Origin of the sequence: Pseudomonas sp. P42 (assembly GCF_017973755.1) — a bacterium.
In the GTDB taxonomy this organism is placed as follows: domain Bacteria; phylum Pseudomonadota; class Gammaproteobacteria; order Pseudomonadales; family Pseudomonadaceae; genus Aquipseudomonas; species Aquipseudomonas iridis.
On the sequence record NZ_JACOPU010000006.1, the window covers coordinates 153849 to 172322 of the forward strand.

The following is an 18474-nucleotide window of genomic DNA, read 5'->3' on the forward strand; positions in this document are numbered from 1 at the left end:
GGGTGTGGAATAAAAGGAAGCTGGCTAACTATTTTTCCGGAATGGATATCGCTGATGATTGCCCCTTCGCGAGCAGGCTCGCTCCCACCCCTGAAATGCATTCCCCTGTGCTCGCGAAGGTGTCTGCACCAAAAAATGACTGCCCCTGAAATGCAAAAAGCCCTGTCACATGGACAGGGCTCTTAACTTGCAGCTAGCAGCTGAAAACTCGAAGCTGCTTTTTAGAATACGACACCCTGGCTACGCAGGTAATCATCGTACGTACCGCTGAAGTCGGTCACGCCGTCCGGGCTCAGCTCGATGATGCGAGTGGCCAGGGACGATACGAACTCACGGTCGTGGCTGACGAAGATCAGCGTGCCCGGGTAGTTTTCCAGCGCCAGGTTCAGCGCTTCGATCGATTCCATGTCCAGGTGGTTGGTCGGTTCGTCCATGATCAGCACGTTCGGCTTTTGCAGGATCAGCTTGCCGAACAGCATGCGGCCTTGCTCACCACCGGAAATCACCTTCACCGACTTGAGGATTTCGTCGTTGGAGAACAGCATCCGACCCAAAGTGCCACGGATCACTTGCTCGCCCTGAGTCCACTGACCCATCCAGTCGAACAGGGTCATGTCGTCTTCGAAGTCGTGCGCGTGATCCTGAGCGTAGTAGCCCAGCTCGGCGGCGTCGGTCCACTTGACGCTACCGGCATCCGGAGTCAGTTCGTTGACCAAGGTACGCAGCAGCGTGGTCTTACCGATACCGTTCGGGCCGATGATCGCGACGCGCTCGCCGGCTTCAACCTGGAAGCTGAAATCCTTGAACAGCGGCTTGCCGTCAAAACCTTTGGCCATCTTCTCGACCATGACAGCCTGGCGGTGCAGCTTTTTGTTTTGATCGAAGCGGATGAACGGGCTCACGCGGCTCGAAGGCTTGACCTCGGCCAGTTGGATCTTGTCGATCGCCTTGGCGCGGGAAGTGGCCTGCTTGGCTTTCGAGGCGTTGGCCGAGAAGCGGCTGACGAACGATTGCAGCTCGGAAATCTGTGCTTTCTTCTTGGCGTTGTCCGACAGCAGTTGCTCGCGGGACTGGGTCGCCACGGTCATGTACTCGTCGTAGTTGCCCGGGAACAGGCGCAGCTCGCCGTAATCCAGGTCGGCCATGTGCGTGCACACGCTGTTCAGGAAGTGACGGTCGTGAGAGATGATGATCATCAGGCTGTTACGCTGGGTCAGAATGTTTTCCAGCCAGCGAATGGTGTTGATGTCCAGGTGGTTGGTCGGTTCGTCGAGCAACAGCACTTCCGGGTCGGAGAACAGTGCCTGAGCCAGCAACACGCGCAGCTTCCAGCCTGGCGACACTTCGCTCATCGGGCCGAAGTGCTGCTCGATGCCGATACCCAGGCCCAGCAGCAGTTCACCGGCACGGGATTCGGCGGTGTAGCCGTCCATTTCGGCGAATTCGGTTTCCAGCTCGGCCACGGCCATGCCGTCTTCTTCAGACATTTCCGGCAACGAGTAGATGCGATCGCGCTCGGCCTTGACCTTCCACAGCTCTTCGTGACCCATGATCACGGTATCGATCACGGTGAATTCTTCGTAGGCGAACTGATCCTGGCGCAGCTTACCCAGGCGCACGTTCGGCTCGAGCATGACCTGGCCACCCGTCGGGTCAAGGTCACCGCCGAGGATTTTCATGAAGGTCGACTTGCCGCAACCGTTGGCGCCGATCAGGCCATAACGGTTACCCGCGGCAAATTTGACGGAAACGTTTTCGAAGAGCGGCTTGGCGCCGAACTGCATCGTGATGTTAGCTGTAGAGATCAAGAGTTTTTCCTGCGAAGCATTCTGAATAGCGAGGGTGCGGCTGTAGCGCTTGGCCCGAGTCAAGGTGCGCTGAGGCGGGGAGTTCCCGGCATCAACCAAGGGGGCGCGTAAAGTTTGGCGGCGATTGTACTGGTCTGGCTCTTTAAACGATAGGGCGAAGACGTCGCGGGTGCCGATTGGCACAATCGCGGGACAGTTTTTCACAGATGAAGGTTCACTATCGGTTACAAAGTGTGGCTAAAATGCCATCCATTCACCCACCGCCCTACAGCGGCGCGGGCTCAAGGACGTGCCATTTTGTACTCAGACCACTGCATAAGACGCTGGGCCTCAGGCCGACAGGCGCGCAGTTTGTTCACTTCTGACGTGTGACGAATTCCGTGAAACTCATCATTGCTGCTATTTATGTCATTTCCATTGCATACGTTCACTTGCGTGGCCGTGTGCGCCACAAACTGGGTCGGCAACTGAGCGATCATTCGACGTTTCTGGCACCGATCAACTGCTTTCTCTACCTGTTCTCGAAAAAGCCGAACAAGCCTTACCTTGATCCTACTGAATTTCCTGACCTGAGCCCGTTGCAGGCGCATTGGGAAGAAATCCGCGAGGAGGGCCAGAACCTGCTGCGCGCGGGGGAGATCAAGCGTTCGAACCAATACGACGACGTCGGTTTCAACTCCTTCTTCAAAAGCGGCTGGAAGCGTTTCTACCTCAAGTGGTACGGCGAGAGCCATCCGTCGGCCATGAAGCTGTGCCCTCGCACCACGGAACTGGTTCAGAGCATCGGCTCAATCAAGGCCGCGATGTTCGCCGAACTGCCGCCAGGTTCGAAACTGGTACGCCATCGCGACCCGTACGCCGGCTCCTATCGTTACCACTTGGGCCTGGACACGCCTAACGATGCGGGTTGCTACATCAACGTCGACGGTGAGAACTACCACTGGCGTGACGGTGAAGCGGTGATGTTCGATGAAACCTTCATCCATTACGCGGAAAACACCACCGACAAGAACCGCATCATCCTGTTCTGCGACATTGAGCGCCCAATGAAGTATCGCTGGGCTGCAGCGTTCAATGCCTGGTTCAGCCGTACGGTAATGTCCGCCGCCGGTGCGCCCAACGATGCGGGCGACCGTACCGGTGGGATCAACCGTTTGTTTACTAAAATCTACAAGATCAGGTTGCGTGGCAAAGAGCTGAAAAAGCGTAATCGTGCTCGGTACTACATGGAAAAGTGGGCGATCTTTGGTGGTTTGCTGGCGATCTTTGTTCTGATCTGAACATTTGCTGTTACTGTCCTGACGCCATCGCCGGCAAGCCAGCTCCCACAATGGCAGGTGTGATGCTTCAATCGCATTTACACCGCTAAAACCTGTGGGAGCTGGCTTGCCAGCGATGAGGCCCTGAGATTCAACCGATGACTCAGGAGGCTTTTTTAGCCTTCTTCGCTGGCGCTGCCTTGCTCGCCGTTTTGGGCTTCGGCTTGGCGGTGGCCTTGCCACCCAGGCTACGTTTAAGCAGCTCAGTCAAGTCGATAACATCGGCAGTCTTGCGTTGTTCCTCGCCACCCACCGTCTCGACATCCTCGATCTCGCCCTTATGGGCCTTTTTCTCCACCAGCGCCATGATCTTGTCTTCGAACTCGTCTTTGTAATCCTCGGGGCTCCAGTCCCCGCTCATGTCCTCGACCAGACGTTTGGCCATGTCCAACTCACCTTTGGCAAGCTGAGGCTTGGTCACTTCGCTGCCCAGTTCCAACTGATCGAGGCCGCGTACTTCCTGGGGCCAGCGCAATTTCACCAGCACCAGCGCTGACTCCAGCGGCATCACCGCCGCCAGATACTGGCGCGTGTGCAAGACGACGCGGGCGAGCGCAACCTTGTTGGTTTTGCTTAACGTTTCACGCAACAGCGCGTACACCTTGCCACCGCGCTTGTCCGGCGCCAGGTAGTAGGGCGTATCGATGTTCTGCAACGGGATCTGCTCGGCGTCGACGAAGGAAAAGATGTCGATGGTCTGGGTCGAAACCGGGTGCGCCGAGCGGATTTCCTCTTCGCTGAGCACCACATAACGACCCTTTTCGTAGGCCACACCTTTGACGATGTTTTCCTTGGTAACTTCCTTGCCGGTCACCTTGTTGACGCGCTTGTAGCCCACCGGGTCCATGCTGCGACTGTCCAGCCAGTCAAAGTCCACGCCTTGGGATGAGGTCGCTGAAACCAGCGCGACAGGGATATGGACCAGTCCGAAGCTGATCGCGCCTTTCCAGATTGCCCGAGCCATGGTGAGTTCTCCAAGTGATGATCAGGTGACCTGAAGCCCGGCGCGAAAGTTTCCAGAGAATGCGCGTTTTCAATTGGGTTCGGTCAAGCCGTGTTACATGTTGTTTAAGGCCGACGGGTTAACAAATCCGAACCTGAAGCGTAGCGTGGACTCGAAGGCTCTACACCACGCACATCGAGAGGCTGACCCATGAACCGATTTCTGATTGGCATTGCCGTCCTGACACTCAGTGGCGGTCTGGTTCATGCGGACGTTGTGCTGGCGCAGAGTCCGACCGGCAACAGCAACAATCCCTATAACAGTCCGATTCGCCGGGCGAATCCCAACAGCATGCAGGGCACCCAGCCCAGTGCGCCGCCCATCCGTGGACCAAGCACCGTTCCCGTGCCCCGTTCGCCAACCCTCGATAACCGGGGCATTGGCAATGGCCAGCCGATCCGTTCAGCGCCGGCCAAGCCACCTACATTCATTCCAAACCCACCCTCGCGAAGCACCGACACTCAACGTTAAACGGCAGGTAAAACGGTCTGCCAGACTTTGAAACGACAAAAGGAATCGTGCATGTTGCGTAAAACCCTTCTGGCCAGCCTGTGCGCCGGCGCTCTGATCAGTGCTCCGGCATTCGCCGCTGCCCCCAAAGAGCTGCAAAGCGAGCAAGGCACTCTCGAAGTCACAACAATTGCCCAAGGGCTTGAGCATCCATGGTCGCTGGCCTTCCTGCCGGATCGCCAAGGCATGCTGGTGACCGAACGACCGGGCAATCTGCGCGTGGTGGGGGCGGACGGCAAGCTATCGGCTCCTCTAAGCGGCGTGCCGCAAGTATGGGCCAAGGGGCAGGGCGGTTTGCTGGATGTCGTGTTGTCACCCGACTTTAAACAGGACCGCCTGGTTTACCTGTCCTACGCCGAAGGTGGCGGCGCTGGGAACAAGGCAGGCACGGCGGTGGGACGCGGTTACCTGTCGGATGACTTGAAAACGCTGAAGGATTTCAAAGTGATCTTCCGTCAGGAACCAAAGCTCTCCACCGGAAACCACTTCGGTTCTCGGCTGGTGTTTGATCGCGATGGTTATCTGTTCATCACCCTGGGTGAAAACAACGACCGGCCGACCGCGCAGGATCTCGACAAGCTGCAAGGCAAGATTGTGCGGATCTACCCGGACGGTAAGGTTCCGGACGACAATCCATTCGTGGGGCAGTCAGGCGTGCGCCCGGAAATCTGGGCTTACGGCATTCGCAACCCGCAGGGTGCAGCACTTAACCCGTGGAACGGCACCGTCTGGGAAAACGAACACGGCCCGCGCGGCGGTGATGAGGTGAATATCATCGAACGCGGGAAAAACTACGGTTGGCCTCTGGCGACCCACGGCATCAACTATTCGCTGCTGCCGATTCCCGAAGCCAAAGGCAAAAGCGTTGAAGGGGGCGTCGATCCGCGCCATGTGTGGGAGAGATCACCGGGCGTCACCGGCATGGCGTTTTACGATGCCGATCGCTTCAAACCCTGGCAGAAAAACCTGTTTATCGGCGCGCTGGTGAGTCAGGAGTTGATTCGCTTGCAGTTCGATGGCGACAAGGTCGTGCATGAGGAGCGCTTGTTGGGTGAGCTGAAACAGCGCATTCGAGACGTGCGGCAGGGACCGGATGGGTACTTGTATGTGCTGACGGATGAGGAGAACGGTTCGCTCTATAAGATCGGCCTGAAACCCGATCTCTAAGACTCATGCCCCTGTAGGAGCTGCCGAAAGGCTCCTACAGGTTCAATATCAGCATCAGGGGCCGACTACTCACTACGAGCGTAAAGAATCACCACCGCTCGTAACTTCCCCCGCCCAAACCGGCACATCTTCTCGAACTCGCCATGGCTGACCGGCACATGCTGGCAGTCAATGGGCTGGCGGTGCTGGCTATGGTCGACGTCCGGATCGTGCAGGTAAACGAAATCCTCATCGCAATCGGTCACCACCACCCAGTGCGGCGATTTCGATCGAGTCAGCCGATAGCTGCTGATCAGCACCAGCGGTTGGCCTCCCGCTTCCAGCAAGCGCGGCAAATCCAGCGGAGCACCGATTACGCGCTCGACATCGGTCTGCGCCAACTGTGCGGTGAATTCTTCATGGACCAGGCGCATGACGTCTTTTTTATGCTCATTGCGTACGCCGTCGAGGAACAACGGCCCCGCCAGGCTCAACTCCAGACGCACGCGAAATCCCCGTCGCCATGCGGCGAGCGCCAATCCCTGCGGACTGCAACCACCATGTCCCGACGTCATGAAAACGGTCGTCGCCTCGCGCCAGATCTGCAGTTCCTCACGGCGCTCCAACAAGCGTTCTGACTGCAACGCCCCCATGGCCATCAACAGACACGCCGGGCCACAGGTGAAATCGGTGGTTTGTCCGTACCAAGGCACTTTGATGCTGCGTGAGTCTCGATGCTGGAGAATGCGTTTCTCCAGGCGCAGCGCGTCGGCATGGTCTTCGTAGTAATCGTGGATGAGTGCAAAACGCCGGTAGCCGTTGCGTTCATACAGGGCAATGGCGGCGGGGTTGTCAGTGCGTACCTCCAAGCGCAGGTACGCGCAATCGTGTTCCAGCGCGCAAGTCTCGATACGTTGCAGCAGTTGTTTACCCAATCCGCTCCCGCGCGCCTCGGCGGCAATGGCAATGGAATACAGGCGCGCCAGCGACGTACCGCGGTGAAACAACGCCAGTGCGTAACCCCGTAAATGGCCGTCGACCTCGGCCACCAGCAGCTGTGCGTGGGCGCGGGTAATCATCCAGTGAAAACTGCGACGGCTGAGCCCGTCCGTGGTGAAACATTGCATTTCCAATGCCAGCAACGCCGGCAGATCTTCAACTACCGCCAAACGAAAAACAGCATTCATATGACCACCGTAAAAGTTGCGTAACGAAACGAGACTTTCGAAAAACTTCGTGCTTAATAGAAAAGGTCTTGTTCTCCAACGGATCAATCTCTATGTCAGCGGTACAGGGTCATTGGCGCGAAGTATCCGAGCAAAATTTGCCGGCGGCAACTTATTTAAATTCAGCAACTGGTACTTCCAGCCGGGTGTTGATCATTGTCGAGCGCAAGGAAGATTGGGCTTCGTACTTCCCCAGTGAGGACATCATCACGGCGCAGGAATACCTCGAGCAAACCCGTGACAGCGAGCCGGGCAAGCGTGTGCAGGTGATCAATCTGTGCCGCAGCTACAAGTACCTCGGCCATGGCTATTACTGCTCGCTACTGGCCGAAGCCCGTGGCCACAAAGTGATTCCGTCGGTTCGCACGATCAGCGAACTGACCAAAAAATCACTTTACGGCCTGGCGCTGGACGACCTTGATAAAACCCTGGAAAAAGCCCTCAGTCATCATCTCTATAGCGATACCGAAGGTTTTACCCTGACGCTGTACTTTGGCAAGACTCATATCGAGCCATTACAGGATCTGGCTCGACAATTGTTTGAAGTGTTTCCCTGTCCGATTCTGCTAGTTGAGTTTCGTCGAACTAACGGTTGGCACATCGAGGGTATAAAGTCCGGCACGTTGCATAAGTTGCGCGACGACCAGGAAGATCAATTCGCCAACGCGCTTGATGGCTTCAGCCGCAAAGTCTGGCGGGTGCCGCGTTCCCGGCAAGTGGCGCGGTATGACGTGGCGATCTTGCACGATCCGCAGGAAGCGCTGCCGCCATCAAACAGCAAGGCGCTTGCGAACTTTGTTCGGGTCGGCAAGACCATGGGCATCGACGTCGAGCTGATCGAGCGCAAGGATTACGCGCGACTCGCCGAGTACGACGGCTTGCTGATTCGCGAAACCACCAGCGTCGACAACCATACCTACCGTTTCGCCAAGAAGGCTGAAAGCGAGGGGCTGGTGGTGATGGACGATCCGGCCTCGATTCTGCGCTGCACCAACAAGGTCTACCTCACCGACCTGCTCAACAGCCATCAACTGGGCATGCCGGCGACGGAGATTCTGTACAAGGAGCGACCCGAAGATTTCGAACGGGTAGGGGAGCGGCTTGGTTTTCCATTGGTGTTGAAGATCCCCGATGGCTGTTTCTCGCGGGGTGTGATCAAGGTCGAAAGCCAGCAGGCGCTGCTCGAAGCCACGGCCGAGCTGTTCGAACATTCGGTGCTGTTGCTGGCCCAGGAGTTTTTCTACACCGAGTACGACTGGCGCATTGGCGTGCTCAACCGCAAACCGATCTTCGCCTGCCAGTACTTCATGTCCAAGGGGCACTGGCAAATCTACAACCATAAGGCCAAGGGTCAGGACATCAACGGCGAATGCCGGACAATGGCGATCCACGAGGCCCCCCGCGCCGTGGTGGAACTGGCGGTGAAAACAGCCAACCTGATCGGCGACGGTCTCTATGGCGTGGACCTGAAACAGGCTGGCGACAAGGTGGTGGTGATCGAAGTCAACGACAACCCGAACCTGGACGCCGGTATCGAAGACGCTTATTTGCAGGACGACTTGTATTCGCTGGTGCTGGAAGAGTTCGTGCGGCGGCTGGAGCTCAAGCGTCGCGGCCAGGCCTGGTGAAGCGCCGATGATCAACAGTTTTGCATTGAGCCGCGGCGCCTTGCAGCGAGTCGAACGACTGGACGCCGAGGTGATGCTGTTCAGCGATCCCGACGCCGCCGAGCGTGACCTGCTGCACAGTCATTTCAAAGTCGATGAGCACGCACTGGCCTCGGCACTCGATCCGGACGAAGTGTCGCGAATCGAGTTTCACCCCGACCACTTGTTCCTGATCTGGAAGCGCCCGGAAAACTATTCCGGTGGCGGCAGCCTGGCGTTTGAAGTGTCTTCGTGCGGTTTGCTTTTCTCGCCCGGGCAGTTGCTGGTGATCGCCACCGACGACACGCCGCTGCACGGCCTCGGCACTCGCCAACCGTTAAACACGCCGCTGGATGTTCTGCTCGACCTGCTGTTCAACAACATCCATCACTACCTCGGGCACTTGAAGGTGATCAAACTGGTCGCCCGCGAGTTGCAGCAAAAATTCAATGCCTCGATGCAGAACCAGCATCTGGTGCAGATGTTCAACCTCAGCGAAAGCCTGATCTATTACATCAACGCCCTGCACAGCAACGGCGCAGTGCTGACGCGGCTGCGCAACCACGCCGAAAAACTGCATTTCAACAGCGAAGCGATCGGCCTGATCGACGACCTGATCATCGAAAACAACCAGTGCTACAAACAGGCGGAGATTTACTCCACGGTGTTCTCCGGGCTGATCGACGCGCGCGGCAACCTGATGAACAACAGCATGAACAACCTGTTGCGCAAACTGACGTTGATCAACGTGGTGTTTTTGCCGTTGAACCTGATTGCGAGCATTGGTGGGATGTCGGAGTTCAGCATGATGACGGCGGGAACACCGTGGTGGGTCTCGTATCCGCTGTTTTTGGCGGCGATGTTGCTGGGAGCGGGAGGGATGTTGTTTGGTCTACGGCGTTTGGCCAGTTGATCGTTGGTAATCCCTTTAGGAGCTGCCGAAGGCTGCGATCTTTTGATTTTCAAGATCAAAAGATCGCAGCCTCCTTCAGCGCCTACACGGTTTATGTATTTCTGACAGTCCCGCTTTTGGCCGAACCGCCACCGTGATGCCTTGTTATAGTTCGGGCCTCATTTCAGCCCGGTAAAGGATCACTGCCATGTCTCAATACTCCGCCTTCAGCGTCGAACTGGCCGACAATATCGCCCATGTGCAGATCAATCGTCCGGAAAAGATCAACTCGATGAACGCCGCGTTCTGGAGCGAGATCGTCGAGATTTTCCAGTGGATCGACGACACCGACGAAGTGCGCGTGGTGGTGCTAAGCGGTAACGGTAAACACTTTTCCTCCGGCATCGACCTGATGATGCTCGCCGGCGTCGCCAATGAACTGGGCAAGGATGTCGGCCGCAACGCGCGCCTGCTGCGCAAAAAGATCTTGACCCTGCAAGCCTCGTTCAACGCCGTCGATAACTGCCGCAAACCGGTCATCGCGGCGATTCAGGGTTATTGCCTGGGTGGCGCGATCGATCTGATCGCCGCCTGCGACATGCGTTATGCAGCTGAAGACGCGCAATTCTCGATCAAGGAAATCGATATCGGCATGGCCGCCGATGTTGGCACTTTGCAACGGTTGCCACGGATCATCGGTGACGGCATGCTGCGTGAGCTGGCTTACACCGGTCGCCACTTTGGCGCTGAAGAAGCGCGCAGCATCGGTCTGGTCAATCGCGTTTACAGTGACAAGGACGCGCTGCTGGAAGGTGTGCTGGATATCGCTCGCGACATCGCGTCCAAGTCGCCCATCGCAATTGCCGGCACCAAGGAAATGATCAGCTACATGCGTGACCATCGCATCGACGACGGCCTCGAATACGTTGCCACCTGGAACGCCGCCATGTTGCAATCCACCGACTTGCGCGTGGCCATGGCCGCCCATATGAGCAAACAGAAACCCGAATTTGTGGATTGAGAACCATGACATCTCGCTGGACCACTGCAGTACTGGACACCGATCAAACCGGCGGCTGGGCCGTGGCGCGTAGCGCCGAAGGCTTTCTGTTCGACGACAACGGCGCGCTGTTCCCAAGGGAATGGCTCAAGCGTCAGGACTTGTCGGTGCTGGCCGAGCATGGCATCGGCCACCTCGATGGCGAGCCGGTGTACCTGCTGGAATTGCGCAGTGCCAGCGAGGTCATGGGTTGCAGCTGGAAGGGCCTGCGGGCGTTCATGCTCGACGGCGATCACACGATCTACAAAGTGCTGGGTTATGCCGCGCAGATCGGCACCTGGGCCCGTGAACACCGCTTCTGTGGCAATTGCGGGCAAGCCATGAAGCAAGTGCCGCGCGAGCGGGCGATGTATTGCCAGCCGTGTGATCTGCGCAGTTATCCGCGGATTTCGCCGAGCATGATCGTGCTGATTACCCGTGGCGACGAAATTCTGCTGGCACGCTCACCGCGCTTCGTCACTGGCGTCTACAGCACGCTGGCCGGTTTCGCCGAGCCGGGCGAATCGGCGGAGGACTGCCTGATTCGCGAGGTGCGCGAAGAAGTGCAGATCGAGGTGAAGAACATCCAGTATCTGGGTAGCCAGTGCTGGCCGTTCCCGCACTCGATGATGCTGGGTTTTCACGCGGAATACGCGGGCGGCGAGATTGTCTGTCAGGAAGACGAGATCGAAGACGCCCAGTGGTTCAACGTGCACGATCTGCCGCCGTTGCCGGCGGCAAAATCGATTGCCCGTTACCTGATCGACGTCTATGTGGCGCGGCGTTTAGGCCACGCTGAACCAGTGCTGCCAGGCTAGGCGCACGGTCAACCCCAGCACCACGGTGATGAACACCGGGCGAATGAACTTGGCGCCACCGCTGATCGCGGTGCGCGCACCAAAGAATGCGCCAACCATCACCGACAGGCCCATGCTCAGGCCGATGATCCAGTCCACTTGCCCGGAAAACACGAACACCGACAGCGCCGCAATGTTGCTGACGAAGTTCATGCTGCGGGCCACGCCGCTGGCCTTGACCAGGTCGATCGGGTACAGCAGCAAGCTGCTGACGGTCCAGAACGCCCCCGTGCCGGGACCGGCCACGCCGTCGTAGAAACCGAGGCTGAAGCCTTGGGTCGATTGCCACTTCTTCTTGATCGGCGCGTTGCTGTCCAGCGGCGCTTTTGGCGTGCCGCCGAACAGCAGATACAGGCCGCAAGCGAAGACGATCACCGGGAGCATTTTGTTCAGCCATTCTGCCGGCAGGTAATGAGCGACGACGGCGCCGGTCAACGCACCGACCAGGGTGCCGACAATCGCGTGCATCCACTGGCGAGGATGAAACAGCTTGCGCCGGTAGAAAGTGAAACTGGCCGTCGCCGATCCGAAGGTTGAACTCAGCTTATTGGTGCCCAGCACCAGATGCGGCGGCAGGCCAGCGGTCAGCAGCGCAGGCGTGGTCAACAGACCGCCACCGCCAGCGATGGCATCGATGAAACCGGCAACGAAAGCGACAACGGCCAGAATGGCCAAAGTGGTGAGGTCAACGCTGAGTTCAAAAGGCATGGAGTCGACTTATTCGGCAGGGGAGCAGATCGGGGCTGCGCGGAGGGCTGCCATGTTACTCATTTCCAAGTGTTGCGGCGAGTCGACGGACGTCTTCGCGAGCAGGCTCGCTCCCACAGGTTTTTGCGTTGATCTCAAAGACCCTGCAGGAGCTTCTCGCTAAGCGTCAGACACTACGATCAGCCAAGGCCCGCGCCATCCGCGCAATTCCTTCTTCCAGCAACGACCGCGGGCACCCAAAGTTCAGCCGCACGAATTGCTGATTCTGATCGCCAAAGTCCAGCCCGGCGCTCAAACCTACCTTGGCCTGTTCAAGGAAGAACTGCTGAGGGTTTTCCAGATCCAGCGCCGAGCAATCGAGCCAGGCCAGATAAGTCCCCTGCGGCACATTAATGGTCACGCCCGGCAAACGGCTGCGAACCGCTTCAACCAGATAATCACGGTTGGCCTGCAGGTAGGTTTTCAACTCGGCAAGCCATGGTCCAGCTTCGCTGTAAGCGACACGGGTGGCTTCCATGCCCAGCGGATTGACGCTGTCGACCATGCCGCAACGGGCTTGATTGACGCGTTCGCGCAGGGCGGCGTCCTGGATGATCATGAACGAAGTCTTGAGGCCGGCGATGTTGTACGCCTTGCTCGCTGACATCAGGGTGATCGTGCGCTGGGCGATTTCCGCGCTCAGCGACGCGGTCGGAATGTGCACGCGGCCATCGAAGCACAGCTCGGCATGGATTTCGTCGGAGATGATCCATGCGTCCTGCGCCACGCAGATATCCGCCAGCGCTTGCAGCTCATCGCGGCCGAACACTTTGCCGATCGGGTTGTGCGGGTTGCTCAGCAGCAGCGCGCCGCCACCGTTCAGCGAATCACGCAAAGTGTCCAGCGGCGTGGCGTAGGTGCCGTCAGCCTGCGGCACGAATTCCAGCTCAATCTTGTTCAAACCCCAATGAGCCGGCGCATGGCGCAGTGGCGGGTAGTTCGGCACTTGCACCACGACATTCTGCTGCGGCTGCACCAGCGCCTTGAGCGCCATGTTGAAACCGGATTCAACGCCTGGCAGGAAGATCAGCTCTTGCGGCTGCACCTTCCAGGCGAACTTGTTCCAGAGGTCGGCAACGATGGCTTCACGCAGGTTGTCCTGCGCGACGCTGTAACCCACCAGCGGGTGCAGCAGGCGCTGTTGCAGCGCCTCGATGACCACCGGCGGCGCGGCGAAATCCATATCAGCGACCCACATCGGCAGCACGTCGGCCGAATAGCGGCTCCACTTGGTGCTGCCCGTGTTGTGGCGGTCGAATACCTGATCAAAATCGAAAGTCATGCGCGGTCTCGTGAAGGCGGGTGAGTTCTGTCCGCCATGATAAGCCCATGACCTTGTGGGAGCACACAAAACCTGTGGGAGCTGGCTTGCCAGCGATAACGGTGGATCAGTCACCATCATTGTTGGATGTGCCGACGTCATCGCTGGCAAGCCAGCTCCCACAGGGAATTGAAGTTGTCAGGGAGAGCCCCGACAAACGGCCGACGGTCGGTTTTCACACAGTCTGTGTGGTCATTGTCTACAGTGAAAAAGCGGGCACCCGTTGCCGCAACCGTGTTTGTCCAGATAAAGCCCGGCATCAGTACCGGGTTCCACCTGATCAGGAGTGCACGATGGATCTCAGCCGTCGTCAGTTCTTCAAGGTCGCCGGTATCGGCCTTGCAGGCTCAAGCCTGGGCGCGTTGGGCATGGCCCCGACGCCTGCCTTCGCCGAGCAGGTGCGTCACTTCAAGCTTGCCCACACCCATGAAACCCGCAACACCTGCCCGTATTGCTCGGTCGGCTGCGGCTTGATCATGTACAGCCAGGGCGATGCCGGGAAGAATGTCGCGCAAAATATCATCCACATCGAGGGCGACGCCGACCACCCGGTCAACCGTGGCACCCTCTGTCCAAAAGGCGCGGGCCTGCTGGACTTCATTCACAGCCCGGGCCGTTTGCTGTATCCGCAGACGCGCAAACCTGGCAGCAGCGAATGGACGCGGATCAGTTGGGATGAAGCGCTGGATCGCATCGTCGACCTGATGAAAACCGACCGCGACGCCAATTTCATCGAGAAAAATGCCAACGGGCAAACGGTGAATCGCTGGCTGACCACCGGATTCCTCGCGGCCTCGGCGGCGTCCAACGAAGCGGGCTATATCACCCAGAAGGTGATTCGCAGCCTCGGTCTACTGGGGTTCGATAACCAGGCGCGTGTCTGACACGGTCCGACGGTGGCAAGTCTTGCCCCGACGTACGGCCGTGGTGCCATGACCAATACCTGGACCGATATCGCTAACGCGAATCTGATCCTGGTGATGGGCGGCAACGCAGCAGAAGCGCATCCGTGCGGCTTCAAATGGGTGACCGAGGCCAAGGCGCACAACGCCGCGCGGCTGATCGTGGTCGATCCGCGTTTTACCCGGACCGCTTCGGTGGCAGATTATTACGCGCCGATCCGCACCGGTACCGACATCGCCTTCATGGGCGGTTTGATCAATTACCTGCTGACCGAGGACAAGATCCAGCACGAATACGTGCGCAATTACACCGATGTATCGTTCATCGTCAAAGCCGGTTATGGCTTCGAGGACGGCATCTTCAGTGGTTACGACGTGGCCAAACGCAGCTATACCGACAAGTCTGGCTGGGGTTACGAAATGGGCGAGGACGGCTTCGTCCGAGTCGACCCGACCCTGCAAGATCCGCGCTGCGTCTATCAGCTGATGAAGCAGCATTACAGCCGCTACACCATCGACCTCGCGAGCCAGATCTGCGGGATGCCGGTCGATGCCATGCAGAAAATCTGGGACGAAATCGCCACGTGCTCGATACCGGGCAAGACCATGACGATTCTCTACGCGCTCGGCTGGACCCAGCATTCGATCGGCGCGCAAATCATCCGCAGTGCGGCGATGGTGCAACTGTTGCTGGGCAATGTCGGCATGCCGGGCGGCGGGGTGAATGCCTTGCGCGGGCACTCGAACATTCAGGGCCTGACTGACCTCGGATTGCTTTCCAATGCGTTGCCGGGCTATCTGTCATTGGGCACCGACACCGAGCAGGATTACGCCACCTACATCCACAAACGTACGCAAGTACCGTTGCGGCCGGGGCAACTCTCGTACTGGCAGAACTACAGCAAATTCCACGTCAGCCTGATGAAGTCGTGGTACGGCGCTCACGCCACGGCCGAGAACAATTGGCTCTACGACCATTTGCCGAAACTCGACATCCCCAACTACGACGTGTTGAAGATGTTCGACCTGATGAGCCAGGGCAAGGTCAACGGCTACTTCTGCCAAGGCTTTAATCCGATCGCCGCGTTGCCTGACAAGAACCGCGTGATGGGCGCGTTGGCCAAACTCAAATGGCTGGTGGTGATGGACCCGCTGGCCACCGAAACGTCGGAGTTCTGGCACAACGTCGGACCGTACAACGATGTGAAAACCGACGAGATCCAGACTGAAGTCATTCGCCTGCCGACCACCTGTTTTGCCGAAGAGGACGGCTCGCTGGTCAACAGCAGCCGCTGGCTGCAATGGCACTGGAAGGGCGCCGATGGCCCGGGCGAAGCGCAGACCGACATCCGCATCATGAGCGAACTGTTCCTGCGCCTGCGCAAGCGTTATCAGGCTGAGGGCGGCAAGTTTCCCGACCCGCTGCTGAAACTGACGTGGCCGTACAAGATCGCCGACGAGCCGTCTCCGGAAGAACTGGCCAAAGAGATCAACGGCAGCGCCGTCACAGACTTCACCGATGCCACCGGCGCAACGGTCAAGGCTGGCACGCAACTGGCCGGGTTCGGCTTGCTCAAGGATGACGGCAGCACCGCGTCCGGTTGCTGGATTTTCGCTGGCAGCTGGACCGAGGCCGGTAATCAGATGGCCCGGCGCGACAATGCCGACCCGTATGGCATGCATCAGCACCAGGGATGGGCCTGGGCCTGGCCGGCCAATCGGCGGATTCTCTACAACCGCGCTTCCGCAGACGTTGCGGGCAAACCGTGGGACCCGAAAAAGCGTCTGGTCTGGTGGAACGGTAAAGTCTGGACCGGCACCGATGTGCCGGACTACAAGGCCGACGTGCCGCCGGAAGCCGGGATGAACCCGTTCATCATGAACCCGGAAGGTGTGGCGCGGTTCTTCGCCGTCGACAAGATGAATGAAGGGCCATTCCCCGAGCATTACGAGCCGTTCGAAACCCCCATCGGCATCAACCCGCTGCACCCGCAAAACAAACAGGCCACCAGCAACCCGGCAGCGCGGATCTTCGATTCGGTGTGGGAAACCCTCGGCGAAGCCAAGGACTTCCCGTACGCCGGCACCAGCTATCGCTTGACCGAGCATTTCCACTTCTGGAGCAAGCACTGCAAGTTGAACGCGATTGCCCAGCCTGAGCAGTTCGTCGAAATCGGCGAGGTGCTGGCGAAAGAGAAGGGCATCGCTGCAGGTGATCGAGTGCGGGTCAGTTGCAAACGCGGATTCATTGAAGCGGTCGCGGTAGTGACCAAAAGGATCCGGCCGCTGCAGGTCAACGGCCAGGTCGTGCATCAGATCGGCATCCCGTTGCACTGGGGTTTTACCGGCCTGACGCGTCACGGTTACCTGACCAACACCCTGGTGCCGTTCCTCGGCGATGGCAACACACAGACCCCGGAATCCAAGTCATTCCTGGTCAACGTGGAGAAAATCTAAATGGCCAGCCAAGACATCATTGCCCGCTCGGCCACCACCACGGTGCCGCCCTCGGTGAGGAATCAGGAGGCCGTGGCCAAGCTGATCGACACCACCAAATGCATCGGCTGCAAGGCCTGCCAGGTTGCCTGTTCGGAATGGAACGAACTGCGCGACGAGGTCGGCCACAACCACGGCACCTACGACAACCCGCAGGATCTGAGCGCACAATCCTGGACGCTGATGCGCTTCACCGAGCACGAAACCGACGCCGGAAACCTCGAATGGCTGATCCGCAAGGACGGCTGCATGCACTGCGCCGAGCCGGGGTGCCTCGCGGCGTGTCCGAGCCCCGGCGCGATCATCAAGCACGCCAACGGTATCGTCGACTTCGATCAGGATCACTGCATCGGTTGCGGTTATTGCATCACCGGGTGCCCGTTCAACATTCCGCGTATCTCGCAAAAAGATCACAAGGCGTACAAGTGCACCCTGTGTTCGGATCGAGTCGCGGTAGGCCTGGAGCCGGCCTGTGTGAAAACCTGCCCGACCGGCGCCATCGTCTTCGGCACCAAGGAAGACATGAAGGAACACGCCGCCGAACGCATCGTCGACCTGAAAAGCCGTGGCTTCGAGAACGCCGGCTTGTATGATCCGGCCGGCGTCGGCGGCACTCACGTCATGTACGTGCTGCACCACGCCGACACGCCGAGGATTTACGCCGGTCTGCCCGATGCGCCGACCATCAGTCCGCTGGTGGGCTTGTGGAAAGGCATCAGCAAACCGCTGGGCCTGCTGGCGATGGGCGCAGCGGTGCTGGCCGGGTTCTTCCACTACGTGCGCATCGGCCCGAACCGGGTTGAAGAGGATGAACATCCGACCGCGCCCGACACCTCGGTGCATGTCGTTGATCCGGCGGTGCATACCTTCGACCCACGCGGGGAGGACCGGCCATGAGCAACAAGACGATCCTGCGTTACACCGCCAACCAGCGCACCAATCACTGGCTGGTGGCGATTCTGTTTTTCATGGCCGGGCTGTCGGGGCTGGCGCTGTTTCATCCATCGATGTTCTGGTTGACCCATCTGTTCGGCGGTGGGCCGTGGACGCGGATTCTGCACCCGTTCATGGGTGTGGCGATGTTCGTGTTGTTTCTCGGGCTGGTGTTCAATTTCTGGCGCGCCAACTTCTTCATCGCCAATGACCGGCAGTGGCTGCGGCGCATTGATCGGGTCATGGTCAACGACGAAGAATCCGTGCCGCCGGTTGGCAAGTACAACGCCGGGCAAAAGCTGCTGTTCTGGACTTTACTGCTGTGCATGCTCGCGTTGCTGTTCACCGGGCTGGTGATCTGGCGCGCCTGGTTCAGCGCGTTTTTCGGCATTACCCTGATCCGCTGGTCAATGCTGCTGCATGCACTGGCCGGGTTTGTGCTGATCCTCAGCATCATCATCCACATCTACGCAGGGCTGTGGATCAAGGGCTCGGTCGACGCGATGCTGCATGGTTGGGTCAGCCGCGCCTGGGCGAAGAAACACCACGCACTGTGGTATCGCGACATCACCCGCGATGAGCGTCAACCGGACGTGCCAGAGCGACCGATCACCAAAAAGGGCTGACCT

15 protein-coding genes are annotated in these 18474 nt (G+C 58.7%); 10 read left to right on the forward strand and 5 right to left on the reverse strand.

Annotated elements, in window-relative coordinates; genetic code table 11:
• Positions 1–221: 221 nt before the first annotated feature.
• Complete coding sequence (locus H8B20_RS20165; protein WP_080896013.1) at positions 222–1808, reverse strand: ABC-F family ATPase; 1587 nt, start codon at positions 1806–1808, stop codon at positions 222–224.
• Positions 1809–2188: 380 nt separating this feature from the next.
• Between H8B20_RS20165 and lpxO the strand changes: the two genes are divergently transcribed.
• Positions 2189–3088, forward strand: a complete 900-nt coding sequence (gene lpxO, locus H8B20_RS20170; protein ID WP_210624335.1) for a lipid A hydroxylase LpxO — start codon at positions 2189–2191, stop codon at positions 3086–3088.
• Positions 3089–3230: 142 nt separating this feature from the next.
• Here the strand turns inward: lpxO and ku are convergent, their stop codons facing one another.
• Positions 3231–4091, reverse strand: a complete 861-nt coding sequence (gene ku / locus H8B20_RS20175; protein ID WP_210624336.1) for a non-homologous end joining protein Ku — start codon at positions 4089–4091, stop codon at positions 3231–3233.
• Positions 4092–4280: 189 nt separating this feature from the next.
• On the opposite strand from ku, the gene H8B20_RS20180 reads away from it, so the two are divergent.
• Positions 4281–4601 (forward strand): hypothetical protein, encoded by a 321-nt coding sequence (locus H8B20_RS20180; protein ID WP_210624337.1) that lies wholly within the window; start codon positions 4281–4283, stop codon positions 4599–4601.
• Positions 4602–4652: 51 nt separating this feature from the next.
• The gene (locus H8B20_RS20185) at positions 4653–5807 is read left to right on the forward strand and encodes a PQQ-dependent sugar dehydrogenase (protein WP_210624338.1); all 1155 of its coding nucleotides are present in this window, start codon (positions 4653–4655) and stop codon (positions 5805–5807) included.
• A gap of 65 nt (positions 5808–5872) precedes the next feature.
• On the opposite strand, the gene H8B20_RS20190 is transcribed toward H8B20_RS20185, so the two are convergent.
• Complete coding sequence (locus tag H8B20_RS20190) at positions 5873–6973, reverse strand: GNAT family N-acetyltransferase/peptidase C39 family protein (RefSeq protein ID WP_210624339.1); 1101 nt, start codon at positions 6971–6973, stop codon at positions 5873–5875.
• Positions 6974–7065: 92 nt separating this feature from the next.
• On the opposite strand from H8B20_RS20190, the gene H8B20_RS20195 reads away from it, so the two are divergent.
• The 4 genes from H8B20_RS20195 to nudC all read left to right on the forward strand — a co-directional run bounded on the left by H8B20_RS20195 (position 7066) and on the right by nudC (position 11407).
• Positions 7066–8640 (forward strand): RimK family protein, encoded by a 1575-nt coding sequence (locus tag H8B20_RS20195; protein WP_042559071.1) that lies wholly within the window; start codon positions 7066–7068, stop codon positions 8638–8640.
• A gap of 7 nt (positions 8641–8647) precedes the next feature.
• Positions 8648–9571 (forward strand): magnesium transporter CorA family protein, encoded by a 924-nt coding sequence (locus H8B20_RS20200; protein WP_047301020.1) that lies wholly within the window; start codon positions 8648–8650, stop codon positions 9569–9571.
• Positions 9572–9758: 187 nt separating this feature from the next.
• The gene (locus H8B20_RS20205; protein ID WP_210624340.1) at positions 9759–10571 is read left to right on the forward strand and encodes a crotonase/enoyl-CoA hydratase family protein; all 813 of its coding nucleotides are present in this window, start codon (positions 9759–9761) and stop codon (positions 10569–10571) included.
• 5 nt (positions 10572–10576) lie between these two features.
• Positions 10577–11407: an NAD(+) diphosphatase gene (gene nudC / locus H8B20_RS20210; RefSeq protein ID WP_210624341.1), complete on the forward strand. Its 831-nt coding sequence runs from the start codon at positions 10577–10579 to the stop codon at positions 11405–11407.
• Here nudC and H8B20_RS20215 read toward each other — a convergent pair.
• A complete protein-coding gene (locus H8B20_RS20215; protein WP_042559075.1) occupies positions 11375–12154 on the reverse strand; it encodes a TSUP family transporter in 780 nt (259 codons plus the stop codon). The two genes, nudC and H8B20_RS20215, sit on opposite strands and share 33 nt — an antisense overlap.
• Before the next feature lie 166 nt (positions 12155–12320).
• Positions 12321–13475, reverse strand: coding sequence for a MalY/PatB family protein (locus tag H8B20_RS20220; RefSeq protein ID WP_210624342.1), 1155 nt, complete (start codon positions 13473–13475; stop codon positions 12321–12323).
• A gap of 332 nt (positions 13476–13807) precedes the next feature.
• Here H8B20_RS20220 and fdnG point away from each other — a divergent pair, with 332 nt between their 5' ends.
• The 3 genes from fdnG to H8B20_RS20235 are packed head-to-tail and all read left to right on the forward strand — an operon-like array spanning position 13808 to position 18471.
• A complete protein-coding gene (fdnG, locus tag H8B20_RS20225) occupies positions 13808–16873 on the forward strand; it encodes a formate dehydrogenase-N subunit alpha (protein WP_210624343.1) in 3066 nt (1021 codons plus the stop codon).
• Entirely contained in the window at positions 16874–17809 is a 936-nt protein-coding gene (gene fdxH / locus H8B20_RS20230; RefSeq protein WP_210624344.1) for a formate dehydrogenase subunit beta, read from the forward strand.
• Entirely contained in the window at positions 17806–18471 is a 666-nt protein-coding gene (locus H8B20_RS20235; protein ID WP_210624345.1) for a formate dehydrogenase subunit gamma, read from the forward strand. The genes fdxH and H8B20_RS20235 overlap by 4 nt, the downstream gene beginning before the upstream one ends.
• The last annotated feature ends 3 nt before the right edge of the window (positions 18472–18474 follow it).